9 protein-coding genes are annotated in these 15,872 nt (G+C 48.9%); 7 read left to right on the forward strand and 2 right to left on the reverse strand.

All coding sequences use genetic code 11. The features are described 5' to 3' along the window. Window positions 1-257 precede the first annotated feature (257 nt). Window positions 258-6,431 carry a glycoside hydrolase family 78 protein gene (locus tag A7K91_RS16940; RefSeq protein ID WP_156739606.1) on the forward strand — a complete coding sequence of 2,058 codons (6,174 nt, stop codon included), beginning with the start codon at window positions 258-260 and terminating at the stop codon, window positions 6,429-6,431. Between the two features lie 150 nt (window positions 6,432-6,581). Here the strand turns inward: A7K91_RS16940 and A7K91_RS16945 are convergent, their stop codons facing one another. Further along, the gene (locus tag A7K91_RS16945; protein WP_068684837.1) at window positions 6,582-7,742 is read right to left on the reverse strand and encodes an ROK family protein; all 1,161 of its coding nucleotides are present in this window, start codon (window positions 7,740-7,742) and stop codon (window positions 6,582-6,584) included. Between the two features lie 175 nt (window positions 7,743-7,917). Here A7K91_RS16945 and xylA point away from each other — a divergent pair, with 175 nt between their 5' ends. Next, window positions 7,918-9,231 (forward strand): xylose isomerase, encoded by a 1,314-nt coding sequence (gene xylA, locus A7K91_RS16950; protein ID WP_068684839.1) that lies wholly within the window; start codon window positions 7,918-7,920, stop codon window positions 9,229-9,231. Between the two features lie 31 nt (window positions 9,232-9,262). Beyond that, complete coding sequence (gene xylB / locus A7K91_RS16955) at window positions 9,263-10,756, forward strand: xylulokinase (RefSeq protein ID WP_068684841.1); 1,494 nt, start codon at window positions 9,263-9,265, stop codon at window positions 10,754-10,756. A gap of 121 nt (window positions 10,757-10,877) precedes the next feature. Here the strand turns inward: xylB and A7K91_RS16960 are convergent, their stop codons facing one another. Beyond that, window positions 10,878-12,161 carry a BaiN/RdsA family NAD(P)/FAD-dependent oxidoreductase gene (locus tag A7K91_RS16960; protein WP_068684843.1) on the reverse strand — a complete coding sequence of 428 codons (1,284 nt, stop codon included), beginning with the start codon at window positions 12,159-12,161 and terminating at the stop codon, window positions 10,878-10,880. 333 nt (window positions 12,162-12,494) lie between these two features. Here A7K91_RS16960 and A7K91_RS16965 point away from each other — a divergent pair, with 333 nt between their 5' ends. The 4 genes from A7K91_RS16965 (at window position 12,495) to A7K91_RS16975 (ending at window position 15,861) form a co-directional block, all read left to right on the forward strand. Further along, window positions 12,495-13,343, forward strand: coding sequence for an alpha/beta hydrolase (locus A7K91_RS16965; protein ID WP_068684845.1), 849 nt, complete (start codon window positions 12,495-12,497; stop codon window positions 13,341-13,343). Between the two features lie 44 nt (window positions 13,344-13,387). Beyond that, window positions 13,388-15,067 (forward strand): two-component system sensor histidine kinase NtrB, encoded by a 1,680-nt coding sequence (locus A7K91_RS16970; RefSeq protein ID WP_068684847.1) that lies wholly within the window; start codon window positions 13,388-13,390, stop codon window positions 15,065-15,067. 69 nt (window positions 15,068-15,136) lie between these two features. Beyond that, the gene (locus tag A7K91_RS26485) at window positions 15,137-15,280 is read left to right on the forward strand and encodes a hypothetical protein (RefSeq protein ID WP_156739607.1); all 144 of its coding nucleotides are present in this window, start codon (window positions 15,137-15,139) and stop codon (window positions 15,278-15,280) included. 146 nt (window positions 15,281-15,426) lie between these two features. Further along, on the forward strand, window positions 15,427-15,861 hold the full coding sequence (locus tag A7K91_RS16975; RefSeq protein WP_068684849.1) for a BrxA/BrxB family bacilliredoxin: 435 nt from the start codon (window positions 15,427-15,429) through the stop codon (window positions 15,859-15,861). The last annotated feature ends 11 nt before the right edge of the window (window positions 15,862-15,872 follow it).

Here is a 15,872-nt window from a genome sequence, read left to right on the forward strand (position 1 = left end):
GGGCAGGAAAAAAAAGCTTTTCTGGGACGGATATTATGAATGGTTCATCCGTAAAGGTCGGAACAACAGATACTGAATCATATGGCGGTATTTTTTATTGGGACCGATCAGGTGGAAGTAATACCTGGAGAGCGACAATGGGGAATGGGAAAAGCGTTACAAGCGCGGGATGCCCATCAGCAAAAAATGATGAACCTTGGAAATTAAAAGCTTATCCAAACTGTAACTCATTAAATTTTGGTGAGGATTCTCTCTCCTTGGTATTAACTAAAAAAGGAAATTACCATATAGACGGGGATGTGGAAAACCCTAGCGTTAACGAAAAGGTGGTTGTGCTTGATTCAATAAAGCCGGTTGGCATTGATAAGGATAGGTTTAAAGAAATTACAAACGAAATCCATGGTGGAATTGGATATGCTGACAAATCCACAGAATACATCAACAAATACGATATATTGAGCAAAACTAGCATACGCGCCTACTTCAAACAAGACTTCGGCGGCGATTCTTTAGCTAATGGTTATTACAAGGACTGGGCCAACCCAGGTGCTCGTCAGATGTGGTGGTATGCAGCACTACAATTTAGGCTAGAAGCGATCACTTATCGCTATATAGATAAGCATTTGGTCGTTGAATGGGTAAAAGAAGATGTTGAGCAAGAGCGATCCACCATCAACGTCCGGCACATTGTCCGTACTGGACCAACTGGTTCTTATACAACAGCAGCCCAAAGCGTAATTCCATTTAATAAGGCGCTGCCATTTTCCGAACCGGTTGAAGCAGGAGACTACGGAAAATTACTAGGCAGCAATACAAATTATATTGGTTTTGGCAGTACGCTCATCCAAAATACTGCTCTAACAATCAATGTAACTTTATCAAAAACGAATAATCAAACAAACGCATATGTCACCTTTATGTATGAGAAGGAAGCACCCCCATTTACAGGCGACTTCGATATTGTTCCTCCCACTATTAATTTTCGTGAACCCTTTTCCTTTGTACCAAAAAACTTCCAAATGAACGCTTGCGTTTATCAGTCACATAAATATAAGATCGAGCGCGGAGGAACGTTTGTTTCTGAAACACAAACAGGCGGACAAAACCAAAAAACATCCTACTCCTACAGTAAATATCCGTGGAATATCGGAATAGGCACACATACGGTCAGCATCAACATCAAGACGAGCTGCGGCGAAACCGGATGGATCAATCCCAAGCCGCTGACCGTGAACGACATGACCGATAACAGCCCGCCACGGTTCAAGATCGGTTTTGTGCATCCGGCCGCCCAAACGATTCCGATTTACCAGGTCGTTGAAGGTACGGTGCTGAATCTGATTTACATCGAAGACTCGTCTGTTCCAACGCCGGATGATCCGGACGGCGACGATATTTATTTTATGGGCTTCGATACAGAGGGCAGTATAAGCCGGTTCATCCGGGAGCTGCCCTCCAAGTACGAGCATAGCTTGTATGGGAATGGGTATCATCGGATTACGATGGATACGCTGGGGTATCATCATGTGTCCGCGCAGATGCGGGACCAGTGGGGAGCGACGTCTACCGCATCCACCTGGATTCAGGTCATTCCGAAGAACCCGATTGCGATGGCTAAAGGGCCGGCTACGGTAAAATCGGGCCGTCCTGTACCGGACAACCTGTTTGACTCCAGCCAGAGCTACAGTCCCGTTGGCCGCAAGATCAATCATGCCCGGGACGAATGGGAAAACAAAAAGGACAAATATATTAACGAAACCGAAGACAACATTTTCGAATACGTCAAGCTGCATGTATATGATAGCGAGGGCTTGAAGTCCATTGATCCCGGTGTTCATACCCTCATCGTGGAGCCGGACTTGCCGCCCGTAGCCAAGCTGGAAGTACCATCATTAGCGGTGCGTAATCAGACGGCTGACATTGTAAACCGATCCTATAGTCCGGACGGGGATAAAATCGTCAAAACCGAATACAAGTACAAATATGATGCCAAAAATAACGGATTTGAAGATGACGAGTGGGTGACTTTACTGATAGGAACCGATAAGGCCCTTCCCTTTAAACCAACCAAGGTTGGCAAATATCTCTTCTACGTCAAAGTAACCGAGGATTATGGCAAATGGGGAGATACGGATTGGCAGGAAGAAGAGCTGCTAATCATGGATGTGGTCAACGATTCCCCGACGATTTCGTTTGACATGGAGGGGAAAAACGAGCAGCCTGATCTGGAGCCGCTTGATCCCTATTATGCGAAGGATATCGTGAGCCAATGGAAGCTATACGAAGTCAATTCCAACACCTTAATGAAATGGCCCGCGTTGAAATGGAATGTAAACGGAAAAACGCTGCTTGCAGGCAGCACCGGTAAAATGAACGAGACCCAAACAAATCTGACGGGCTTTCACGGACAGGTTAACCAGAATTGGGCTTATCCATTTCAAAACATGGGGCTTGGCTACAATAATCTCAGTCCATACCGAGCCATTGAAAGACTGGATTATGCCAAAACCCAGCCTTTGCTTATAAATAATTATCTTAACAGTGAAAGGCCAGGATCATGGGAGCCTACAGATTTTTATAAATCAAATACAGGTTGGGCCGAAAATATTATGGAAATTCGCTCTAATGACTCCCATTTTTACTTCAATGATCGTGGCAGGGATCGAGGGGGCAACTATTATTACGCTAGTCAAAATCCAAGGCTCTATGCGTTTAATAAATCGAAGGTTGGCAGCTATGCCAGCATTACTCAAATGCCTAATAACAACCCATTTGCCATGTACCTGGAATTTAGCTATCCAAATGGCAGTCCCTATGATTTTATACTCGGACCTGAGAGTATTCGAGCGATTCCAAAACTTACTTACGATCAATATTATTATCCGGATTATTGGTCATTTCAGAAAAAAGACAAAACAAATGCTCAGTTTATGAGGACCAATACACTCGAATATGCCCAAGTGAGGGGTCATAAGGTAGCTGAAAAAACAATTTATCAAAGCGCCACATGGACGTGTTACCGATTGTGCGGCTATTACTATGCAAGTGACGGATACTCCTATGAAGAAGGGGTGGCAGATATTATCGCCTACGATGCATTTACTGGCGAATATATCTCCAGCGCCTTTGCGACCGGAGCACTTGAAGGCAAACAAGTTGAAATATTGACGACTAAAGGAGATAACTTGCTTTTATTCGATAGGGCTGCTAGTAAGATTTATGAATTAAATCGACAGGGGAAAATCGTTGAAACGTACCCGTGGTTTATACGTCCTTCGTATACACAAAATGATCGGTATGGCCAGCCGATGACGTTTAACAGTGGTATGGCAAAAGATGCGGGGTATAGCGATGGGATGCTTGAGGGCGTCGATGCGTGGTATGTTGTTGAAGCAACGAGTTCACCCCAGGATGAATTTTATCAATATGGCTATCTAAGCTTGTTGAAAATATGGAAAAAAGACCTAACCGTCGCTTGGAGAGCCAAATTGAAAGGGCGAAGTTGGGATGCCCAGCAATCCTTTACCTACAAGATGGGCAATATTCGAAACCATCATTTTTCCATCCTAATTAACGAAATGAAAGATGAAATTTTTGTACGTTCGTATTCGTATAACCCTCACATGACGGATTTAACGATTCAACACGAACTTGTCAATACTAAAACAGGAGCAGTCCGTGATTATAGTACAGATGGCTACGTTCCCTTTACCTCAGCTATGACAAATATCGGAATAAATTGGTATGGAAACATCGGGGGTGGAGGAGCGGAATATCCGTATATTACAACGGCTGAAGGATGGAAAACACGATACACAGGTGATAAAAACACTAAAATTACAGATGGTGCTTATCAGTATCGCACTGAGTTTTCATCTGATTTGAATGTAAACCTGAATTCCAGGCTCTATCAGGGTACTCATGCTTTTTATGTAGGCGATGGCATGTACATCACGATCTCCAGCGCTTACAACTACAGCAACGGCAATTTTGTGCCTGTTTTGCATGTTGGCACGCCAACGACCGACCCATTGATCTATAATGCTTTTACATTGGGACAATGGGTATCCAAAACCAAGCTGAAAAACGCGGAGCTGGCTTTTAACATGGCGCTGTATCAGCCGAAGGTGAACAGTAAGCTGGCGGGCATGTCCTTCCGGATGCAGAATCCAACAAACCGCTATGCGGTGGAAGCAGACGGCCAGAAGCTATACTTGAGCAAATACACAGGCGGCAATCGTACCGTGCTGGGTACGCAAAACTTTATCGCTCAACCAGGCAAAGCCTACAGCTTCCGGATTTTGATGCAGGGGGAAGCTATCAAGGTGTACATGGATGGCGTGCCTTATTTTGAAGTTACGGATTCGCAATACGATGATGGTTATTTCGGCATGTTCTCCGACAGGGGCCTGGTGGACTTCGACAAAATCGGCTCCAAGGAGCTGCCGGACGACAATGTGTGGAGTACCCAATATGCCATTTGGGAAGAGGCTGACGCAGCGGCGTCGATCCGGACGGACAACGTGATCTTTGAAGATCCGGAGAAGGACCCGATTGCCGAGCTGGACTGGTCGATTTTCCATACCGTTCGTTTCATTAACAACCAAGGGCAATCGTCCTTACATGGCAAAAGCATTACAGAGGGCGAGCTGAAGCTCGACAACGTAGGCGATTACAAGGTTGCCCTTCGCGGCCGGGATGATCCTAACCCCAAATATCTTATGCCGGACATGGCCTTTGATGATTATCGGAAAAACTCCAATGAGTTTGTTCGGATGATTACCGTTCACCGGCGCCCGGTTGCCGATTTTGAGCTGCAGCAGCGCGAGAGTGATGGACAAGTGTTTTGGACGGATAATAGCGTTGACCCGGACCGTTATGAGTCCGCTACGCATTATTCGGATGAAGTAACCGGCATCGACTACAAGGCTACGAAAGGTATCCTTGAGAAGCGGTTTTATTACATTACGCCAAGCGGCGATTATGTGCCGGAGAAGCTAATTACGCCGCAGGAAAAAGGGACGTATGAGGTTGCGCTAGCGGTAAAAGACGAATACGGAGCATGGAGCAACTGGACAGTACGAATGCTGGATATCGACAAGCTGCCGCCGCCAAACACGCCGCCAACGCCGGGCTTTACCAAAACGCATACGACCACGTATCGCGGTGTAACGGTCACGATTGATTCTACCGCAAGCGACTTGGAGGATGGAGATCGGACGAAGCTGCCGCATACGTATTATGTGCGTAATAAAACAGCCAACGGAGCCGAAGCGATTCGCAGCAGCTCACGTACCGATTGGACCATTAGCTTTGATAAGCTGGGGACGTACAATATCCGGCAGCTGGTATCAGATTCGCATGGAGCTACGGCGCAGGCTGAGCAAGAGATCAGCATTGTGAACCGCAAGCCGGTTGCCAACGTGACGTATCCAACAAGCACGGATCAAAACAATCCAACCAAGGTGACGGTGCCGCGGCCAGCGTTTACATGGACGTACAGCGATGCGGACAATGACGCACAGACACGGTATCAGGTACAAATTTACCGCTACGGCGGCGTGCTGCTTCTGGATTCCGGCAGTAAGGATGGAGCGGATAAAACATGGACGGCCAGTGCCGATCTGCCGGAGAAAACGAACATGTATGTGCAAGTGCGGGTGCATGACGGGTTTGATTGGAGCGATTGGAGTACGGTAAGGTACTTCTATATTGAGACCAACCAGCCGCCAACGGCCGACTTTACTTGGTCACCGCAGCCGGTTTACGAAGGTGATACGGTACAGTTTCGCTCTATCGTATCCGATCCGGATCGAGATACGCTTAGCGTTTCTTATGAGCTGACCGACCCGGCTGGGAAAAAATCGGCCTATAATTACAGCTTTCAGCCAAACGGGACGGCATATCCTGACAATGCTCCTAATGTTGCAATGGCTCAAATCGGTGATTGGCTGATGAAAATGACAGTCAGCGATGGCAAGGCGGAGGCGGTTACCCGTTCAAAAATCGTTAAGGTTTTGCCATTGAGCTTGACCGGCACAGTCCATCACACCGAGCTTTGGAACGAGCATCGACAAAACTACAATAAAAAGAAAAGCGGCAACGCTGAAACACCAAGAGGTTACGAGGTGTTTTGGGCCGGAGAAAAGTTTATTTTGAAGGCTGCGACGACAGCAACCGGAACTAATACAAAAGCCGAAAAGGTTGAGGTAACATTCGGAAAGTATAAAACGGAGCTCAAGAGTCTTCAAAGCGGAGGATCGAGCTGGCAGGGCGAGCTGTGGGATAGTTCCTTCAAAGGGCTGAAAAATGGAGAATACAGGTTTGACTTTACCGTTTTTTATAGCAATGGGATCGTCAAAACCGACTCAGCCGAAATCAGAATACAAGGAAATGCCTCCGGGATTGCAGGCGTTCATCGAGTGCAGTAAGAAGTGCAGTTGATATAAAGAATGATTAGCGGGCTGGTTGCTGGCTAGGCAAAAAAACGGACAGTACACATCCTAAGTAAATCTCGTATTGGATGTGTGCTGTCAGCTGTTGTTTCGTTAATTTGAACTTTTACCTTCAATAGTGGAAGTTTAACGCTTAATTTTGGAGAAAAACTGGCTGATAGCGTAATAGGCGGCGCCCCGTACGGCGGAATGCTCCTGCAGCTCGGCAAAAAGCAGCTGAAGCCCTTCGCGGTTGTACGGCAAGGTGCGTTTAAGGACGGCTTCCTCAAGCGCGGGTGCGAGCCACTTGGCGCCTCTGCTCATCCGGTTGCCTAAAATGACAACATCGGGATTTAATGCGTTGACGATCCCTGCAATGCCGATGCCGATATACGCTCCAATGACGGAAAAAAGCTTCTGTACTTCCAAGTTGCCTTCTTCGCATGCCGCAAGCAGCTCCTCAAGGCTTTCAAAGCCAAGCGGCGACGCCTGCTCCAGCAAAGCGTTTTCCGAGGCATACAGCTCCCAGCACCCCTGATTGCCGCAGCTGCAGGGCTTGCCGTCATATTGAATGGACAGATGGCCCATTTCACCGGAAAAGCCGGAGCTGCCTTTAAACAATTTGTTGTTCAAAATAATGCCTGTGCCAATCCCCATCCCGACGCTTACATAGATCTGGTTGGGGATGTTGCGTCCTGCGCCGTATCGCTGCTCGCCCTGAGCTCCGGCGTTGGCTTCATTATCAACAGTAACCGGCAAACCAAAGCGTAGCTCCAGCTGAGCTCTCAGCTCAAATTGCTTGAGCTTCAAATTAGGGGCAAATAATATGGTGCCTTCGGCGTCCACGATGCCGGGGGCTCCAATCCCAATGCCCACAATACCATAAGGACTGTCCGGCGCTTGCCCGATCAGCTCCTGAATGCAGTCCGTTAACGGATTTAGCGGTTGCTCGGCTTGCTTCCTGCCAAGCTGGCTGTAGCTTTCGGCAATGACCTGCCCTTGCAAATCGGCCAATACGCCGCGTATATAGTTGACTCCAAAATCCACTCCAACGGCGTAACCCGCTTTTTCATTAAAAAGCAGCATCAAGGGCTTGCGTCCGCCGCTGGATTCGCCCGGCCCGATTTCCAGCACCAAATGGCTGTCAATCAACCCTTGGACAAGGCTTGATACGGTCGCCTTGTTGAGTCCGGTTAATTCCGAAATGGCTGCGCGCGATAGCGGCGCATGCGCAATAATCGCATCAAGCACAATTGCGGTATTCAATTTTTTGACAAGCGCAAGGTCGCCCGTAGGTTTCGATGGCAAAGTGAATTCTCCTTTTTGTAGATTAGATGGGCGATATGCCGTTCGTGTTATTTTAGCTGAAAACAGTATAACATAAAACTTACTTTGTTTAATAGACAAACTAAGTCGAAGTGTGTTATTCTTTGTTTGAGAAGTTTTAAGAAAACGCATTCAACCTTATGGGGAGGTAGTTTACATGTCCATTTTTAAAGGTATTGGCAATATTGAATTCGAAGGTAAAGGTTCCGACAATCCGCTAGCGTTTAAGCATTATGATCCGAAGCAAGTGGTTTTGGGCAAAACGATGGAGGAGCATCTTCGCTTTGCTGTTGCTTATTGGCATACATTCAATGCAAACGGCACAGACCCGTTTGGCGTAGGCACAATGGTTCGCGAGTGGGATAAATACGACGGTCTTGACCGTTCCAAGGCTCGCGTAGAAGCTAACTTTGAATTTATGAACAAATTGAACATCCCTTACTACTGCTTCCACGACGTGGACATCGCGCCAGAAGGCGCAACTCTGCAGGAATCCAATAAAAACCTGGATGTCATCGTTGCCCTGTTGAAGGAGCAAATGCAGCATTCCGGCAAAAAATTGCTGTGGAACACGGTTAACATGTTCTCCAATCCTCGTTATGTGCATGGCGCAGGCACAACCTGCAATGCGGATGTTTACGCCTATGCCGGCGCACAGCTGAAAAAAGGCCTTGAGGTGGGCAAAGAGCTTGGCGCGGAAAACTATGTATTTTGGGGCGGCCGCGAAGGCTACGAAACGCTGCTTAACACCGATATGGGCTTTGAGCTGGATAATCTGGCCCGCTTGTATCATATGGCGATTGCTTATGCGAAGGAAATCGGCTTTGACGCCCAATTCCTGATCGAGCCTAAGCCAAAAGAGCCTACCAAGCACCAATACGACTTTGACGCTGCAACTACAATTGCATTCCTGCAAAAATACGGCCTGAAGGATCACTTCAAGCTTAACCTGGAAGCAAACCATGCTACATTGGCCGGACATACATTTGAGCATGAAATCCGCACTGCGGCTATTAACGGCATGCTTGGATCGCTTGACGCCAACCAAGGCGACTTGCTGCTGGGCTGGGATACCGACGAGTTCCCGACTGATCTGTATTCCACAACCCTGACCATGTTTGAAGTGTTGAAGGCTGGCGGCATCGGCCGTGGCGGCGTAAACTTCGACGCCAAGGTTCGTCGCGGCTCGTTTGACGCCGAAGATTTGTTCCTGGCTCATATCGCGGGAATGGACAGCTTTGCATGGGGTCTGAAAGCCGCTGCCAAGCTGATCGACGAAAAAATTCTGGATAGCATTGTTGACAACCGCTACCGCAGCTTCAAAGAAGGCATTGGCGCCGACATCGTGTCCGGCAAAGCCACGCTGAAATCGTTGGAGCAATACGCATTGCAAAATAATCCGATCGTTAACGAATCCGGCCGTCAAGAGCGCATTCGTCTGATGCTTAGCGAAGTTATTTTCAGCGTTTAAGCGTTAATAACGGAAAACGGAGGAAACCCGGATGAGCTATGTAATAGGTATAGATCTGGGGACAAGCGCGGTTAAGGCATTGCTCGTTACTAAAAGCGGAGAGGTAGCGGCTGAAGCAAGCCGCGCCTACCCGCTGTTTCACGAGCATTCCGGCTGGAGCGAGCAACGTCCCGACGATTGGGTTGAAGCGACGATCGAAGCGCTGAAGGAGCTGTCAACTGCCCAAGGCATTGACCCAAAGGCGATTGAAGGAATCAGCTTCTCTGGGCAAATGCACGGTCTTGTGCTGCTGAATGGAGAAGGCCGTCCCGTACGCAACGCTATTTTGTGGAATGATACAAGAACGACGGCTGAATGCCGCGAGATTGAAGCGGTATTAGGCGAGGATTTGCTGGCGATTACACGCAATCCGGCACTGGAAGGCTTTACGCTGCCCAAAATATTATGGGTGCGCAAGCATGAGCCGGAAGCATTCGCTGAGGCTGAGCTTTTTGTGCTGCCCAAGGATTATGTCCGCTACAAGCTGACAGGAAATCTTCATATGGATTACTCCGATGCTGCGGGAACGCTTATGCTGGATGTAGCTGCAAAAGTGTGGAGCGTTGAGTTGCTGAAGGCTTTCCAATTGCCGGAAAGCTTTTGTCCTCCGCTTGTTGATTCGCATGACTTGACGGGTACGCTGTTGCCGGATGCTGCAGAGCGCACGGGCCTTCCGGCCTCTGTTAAAGTATTTGCAGGCGGCGCGGATAATGCTTGCGGAGCTATCGGCTCCGGTATTTTGGAGGAAGGGCTGACTTTGTGCAGCATTGGAACCTCCGGCGTTATTTTGTCCTATGAAAATGATAAAACCAAGGATTTTGGCGGAAAGGTGCATTTCTTCAACCATGGCAAGGAAAATGCCTATTATGTCATGGGCGTAACGCTTGCGGCAGGCTACAGCCTTAGCTGGTTCAAGCGAACCTTTGCTCCTGACGAGTCGTACGACCAGCTTCTGGCCGGCGTAGGCGAGGTTAAGCCCGGAGCGGGCGGATTGCTCTTTACCCCTTATCTTGTCGGAGAACGTACGCCTCATGCCGACTCCAGCATACGCGCAAGCTTTATCGGCGTGGATGGTTCGCATGAGCGGATTCATTTTGCCAGAGCGGTGATGGAGGGTATCACGTTTTCACTTAACGAATCCGTGGATATGTTCCGCAGCGCGGGCAAAAAAGTGGATAAAATCGTATCGATAGGCGGCGGCGCGCAAAATCCGGCCTGGCTGCAAATGCAAGCGGATATATTCGACGCTGAGGTAGTGTCGCTTGAAAACGAACAAGGCCCCGGCCTTGGCGCGGCCATGCTGGCAGCCTACGGCTGCGGATGGTTCCCGAGCCTGGAGGCGTGCGCCGAGCTGTTCGTCAAGCATGACCAGAAGTACCAGCCCAATCCGGCTGCGGTGGAAACCTACAAGGGGCTTTTCCGGCTGTACCAGCAGGTATATGCAAACACTCGCAGCTTGAATGAAGGCTTGGCTGCTTACCGCTAGAGGCGCCTCTCTGAGTATTCAGACCGCCCTAGAGCTTCCTTAATAGGTTAGTTAAAGAAGCAAACACCAAGAAGCTGATTGTCAGCATTCTCGGTGTTTGTTTTTTTCTATAGTAAATTGTTCATCGGCCTTCATTTAATTGCCCCGTCGCGCTTAACCCGGCGTGTCGGCCAGCGTTGTAGCCCGTCGAAAATGCGGCTGTAATATTATAGCCGCCTGTGTAGCCATGGATGTCCAATATTTCGCCGCAGAAGTACAGTCGCTCCATTAAGCGGGATTGCATGGATTTGGGATCAATTTCTTTAAGCTGGACCCCTCCGCCTGTTACAAAGGCTTCTTCAATAGACAAGGTGCCGTTGACCGCGATCGGAAAAGCTTTGGCTGCTTTGGACAAATCCATCCATGCCTGCTTTGGTATATTATCAAACGTAATATCCTCCCGAAGCTTTGCGGCTGATAGCAGATGCGGCACCAGCTTTTCAGGGAAATATCCCTTTAGTACGTTTTTTATTGCTTTTCTGGACTCAATGCGGCACAGCTCCAGGCTTTCGGCATAAACCTCGTCGGCGCTTTTGTCCGGCTTCAAATCAATGCAGCAGATAACTTCGCCGCTGCCGCTTTTTTTCAGCTCTTTGACGACAAATTGGCTGCAGCGCAGGGCAATGGGGCCTGACAAACCGAAGTGGGTAAAGATCATGTCCCCTTCATGGCGAATGAGCGTTTTGCCTTTGGCGTTTAGCACAGACAGGCCGACTTGCCTCAGCGATAATCCTTGCAGCTCCCGGCTCTGAATAAGTGGCGCCCGCGAGGTTAACGGAACCTCGGTTGGAAACAGCTCAACGATGGAGTGCCCCGCCTCCTCCGCCCAGGGATATCCGTCGCCTGTTGAGCCTGTATGAGGAACCGATTTGCCCCCTACAGCAACAATGACCGCCCCCGCGTTCAGCGTTTCTCCCTTTTCCAGCTTGACGCCCACTGCCCGTCCATTTTTGTACAGCACCTTTTTGACCGGAGAATCGGTTCTGATTTCGACGCCTAATGAACGAACCTTTCCTACCAGCGCATCCACTACCGTTTTTGCCTTCCCGCTGACAGGGAACATACGGCCGTTGTCCTCTTCCCTTAATTGAATGCCCAGACCCTCAAAAAAATCCATAATATGCTTATTGCTAAAAACCGAAAACGCGCTGTGCAAATATTTGCCGTTGCCTGGGATGTGACTAATCAGTTCATCCAAAGCTTTGGCATTTGTCACATTGCAGCGTCCGCCGCCGGAAATTCCCAGTTTTCTGCCAAGCTTGCTGCCTTTGTCAAGCAGCAGCACGGATGCTCCTGTCTCTCCCGCAGCAACGCTGGCCATAAGGCCGGATGAGCCGGCCCCGATTACGATAACATCATATTGCATGGTAAAAAGCTCCTTTTTGGCAACATTTGCAACTTTCGCTATATCCAAATGGATGGATTACAGTATAATTTAATTATATAGGTTATTCCAAAAAATCAGTTCCCATTGCGAAGCATGCCAGGCGGCATTGGCGGCATCGAATATGGAATTCAGCCGAAATAAGCCTATGCTTTCGAAGTATGTTTCCTCCGGAAACATTGGAGTTGCTCACTTAGCTTACACTAAGCTCCGCTACTCCATTTCTAGCTTCATCCCATCTTCTCGGCACTGAAAACTGAACTTTTGGAAGTTTTACTATAGTACATTATACCTCAATCGGGAGGCGAAGGCGGAATGAATGATAGTGTCAAGCGGGAGGAGTGGTTTTGTCCCGGCTTGAGCGATATCCGTTTTTTTGCTCGGGAATGGAAACCGCTTCGAAAACAGCCGAAAGCGGTTATTGCATTATCGCACGGTCAAGGCGAATATGGGGAACGGTACAGCCATGTGGGGGAGCATCTGGCAGCTGAAGGATATGTCCTGCTCTCCATCGATCATTATGGACACGGCCGTTCCGGGGGCAAAAGGGGGCATATGCCTTCCTACAACGTTATGATGGATCATACCGGACTGATGCTGGAGCAATGCGCCAAACGCCATCCCGGCTTGCCCGTATACCTTTATGGACATAGCATGGGCGGCAATATTGCGTTGAATTACAGCCTGAGATTCAAGCCGTCCATTAAGGGCTTGATTCTGACAAGCCCATGGCTGCAGCTTGCGTTCAAACCCCCGGCGGTTAAAGAATGGATCGGAAAAAAATTGTCCGTTCTTCTGCCTTCGATACCCATGACTACTGGTCTCAAAGTGAAGGATTTGTACAGGGAAGGCCCCTCTTTCAGAGCCTCGATGGCAATGGATGATTTTTGCCATACGATTATAACGCCGCGTGCTTATACCGAGCTTCAGTCGGCGTCGGAATGGGCGGGGAGTCACTCAGGGGAGTTGAACGTGCCGCTGCTGCTCATGCATGGAACGGCGGACCGTATTACCTCGTTTGAAGCCAGCCGCCGACTGGCCGAAGGGCTTGGCGGGCGTTGCGAATGGAAGCCTTGGGCCGGCGGGCTGCATGAGCTGCATAACGATCTGGAAAGAGACGAAATGTTAAGCACGATGACGAATTGGCTTAACCGCCAGCTATAAGTTAAGTGTTCGGAATAATGCTCCTGAGGAGGAGGCCGTCTTAAGTGCTAAAGGAACTGCTGCTCCAATTTTTTCTGTCCGTGCTGCCTGTGTTCTCCTTCCTGCTTTGGCATGACAAGGAACGCGGCTGGAAGGGATTTAAGCCCTTTATAGCCTTTACGAGCGGGGCAGCAATTGTTTTATGTGTGTTGACCTCAACGGTAGTTCATGGCTACGATGTGGATTTCCGGATTGTTCCGTATTTGATCGGCTCCCTATATGGCGGGTACCCGGTATTTATGGGCCTTAGCCTGCTTTATATTTGTACGCGCCTGCCGCAAATGGACAATATATGGGAAGCGCTTAGCTTTGGCGTTTTCACCATTTTTTTTATGATTACGTTTCTGGTTGTTTACCGCTCTTTCCAGAGAGCGGCAGCTTCGGGCCGGGAACGGATTGGCTTGTTGATGACAGCCGTTTTGTCCTGTGTTCTGGTTGTTAGCCTCAATATATACATTAACCAGGTGCGAATGGAATGGACCGCTTCGTTGATAGTGGAGCTTGCTTTTGGCATATCGGGCATATTGCTGTCCATTTGGCTGTCCATTTATATTATTGAGAGCATTAACGAGAAACAGCTGCTTCATATAAAAGTGAACCAGCTGTCGAACAATTACCGGAATGAAGTGGAGAAGCTGCAGCAATTTATCGATAAGGCGCCGCTGGCGGTTATGATTATTAACGACCAGGGACAAATAACGCATGCTAACGAGGAGTCGCTTGGCCTTAACAGTCTTGGAACCGCTTATCATGATGCGGAAAGCTTGAAGGGGGAGCGTTTTCAGGATGTTTTCCAAGAGGATGGCGATCACATATGCGTGGAATTGCTCCAGCAAGCGCTTCAGGGCCAATCCGCAAATACCATAACGGAGGTAACGGGCGAAAAAATATTGCTGTACACCTCTATCACGATTCATGATACGGTAGACGGCGGCATTACTGGCGCTGCCCTGATTGCCAAAGATGTGACCGAGCTGAACCAGCTTCGAGATGAAGTCGATCGGATGGAGCGGCTTAGTCTGGTGGGCCAAATGGCGGCAAGCATCACGCATGAAATTCGTAATCCTATGGCGGTCATTCGGGGATTCGTCCAGTTGCTTCAGGAGCGGAGTCCTCAAAGCCAGCATGAATATTACCGCATTATAATGGAAGAGCTTGATCGGACGAATCAGATTATTAACGACTTTCTTTCCCTTGCCCAGAATCGCGAGCTCAAAATGGAGTTTGCTTCCCTTAATGCCAGTATTCAGGACATTGTGCCTCTTCTGCTCGCCGATGCCAATCTGAGAGGCCAAAGCCTTAAGGTGAATCTATGTCCGGAATTGCCCGGCATGATGCTTAACGACCGGGAGATGAAGCAGATGCTGCTTAATCTGGCGCGAAACGGCATGGAAGCGATGGGGGAAAAGGGAGTTTTGTCTATTAGCACTACATATACGGAGCAAGAAGTCAGCATACATATAAGGGATGAAGGGGTGGGCATTCCCCAGGAAAAGATGAAGCACCTGTTTGAGCCTTTTTTTACGACCAAAACAAGAGGAACGGGACTGGGACTTCCGTTGTGCCTGAGCATCGTTGAACGCCATCGCGGAAAAATCGAAGTGCAAAGCGCGGAAGGACAAGGCACTGTATTTATTGTTACCTTCAACATATTGGAACCCGATTTCGAGCATAATACGGCTTGAGTCTCCGCTCGCAAGCTGGCGAAAGCGCCGGATGGCAGAGGCATCTATCTTGATTTGGAGGCTGAGGATATGACATCACAGCAGCAATACGGCGATAGCAGCTCCATGATGGAGAAAACACAGGCCGAGCGCAATCGAAAAGGGCTCACGGGCGATATTACGCCGCAGGGCAAAAACAGGCTGCCCAAAACGCCAAACAAGCCTAACACCTGACCGGCGCACACATGATTCAAACGAGCCTTGTTCCAGGCTGAACATGTCGGAAAAAGGAGCCGGGGCCGTTTGGCTCCGGTTGCTTTATTTTCGTAAGGGACGGTATAATAGGAACAAAACTTGTTGCATAAGGGAGTGTGTTAGTGATGTCGATGTCATTTGAAAGATATATGCTGGATATGGTTCAACCAATGCGTGACGAGCTCACGAGACTGGGAATTAAGGAGCTGCGTACGCCGGAGGAAGTAGAGGCGGAGATTCCGGACTCCAAAGGCACTGCTTTGATCGTTATTAACTCCGTTTGCGGCTGCGCCGCCGGCCAATGCCGTCCTGGTGTAGCGGATGCTTTGAACCATACCGTTGTCCCTGACCATTTGTTCACTGTATTTGCAGGCCAGGATAAAGAGGCTACAGCCAAAGCGCGTGAATATTTCGCTCCATACCCGCCTTCTTCTCCATCGATTGCATTGCTGAAGGACGGGGAGCTGGTTCACTTTATTGAACGTCATCAAATTGAAAATCGTTCTGCTGAAGATATCGCTGCCGATTTGACGGACGCTTTTGACAAATATTGCGGATAACAGGAGGCCAG

The sequence above is a fragment of the Paenibacillus oryzae genome, assembly GCF_001675045.1.
In the GTDB taxonomy this organism is placed as follows: Bacteria; Bacillota; Bacilli; order Paenibacillales; family Paenibacillaceae; genus Pristimantibacillus; species Pristimantibacillus oryzae.

Coding starts and splice junctions, on each gene's coding strand:
- xylB (WP_068684841.1), top strand. CDS start 9,263: ATGAGCTATGTAATAGGTATAGATCTGGGGACAAGCGCGGTTAAGGCA.
- A7K91_RS26485 (WP_156739607.1), top strand. CDS start 15,137: ATGACATCACAGCAGCAATACGGCGATAGCAGCTCCATGATGGAGAAA.
- A7K91_RS16960 (WP_068684843.1), bottom strand. CDS start 12,161: ATGCAATATGATGTTATCGTAATCGGGGCCGGCTCATCCGGCCTTATG.
- A7K91_RS16975 (WP_068684849.1), top strand. CDS start 15,427: ATGTCGATGTCATTTGAAAGATATATGCTGGATATGGTTCAACCAATG.
- A7K91_RS16965 (WP_068684845.1), top strand. CDS start 12,495: ATGAATGATAGTGTCAAGCGGGAGGAGTGGTTTTGTCCCGGCTTGAGC.
- xylA (WP_068684839.1), top strand. CDS start 7,918: ATGTCCATTTTTAAAGGTATTGGCAATATTGAATTCGAAGGTAAAGGT.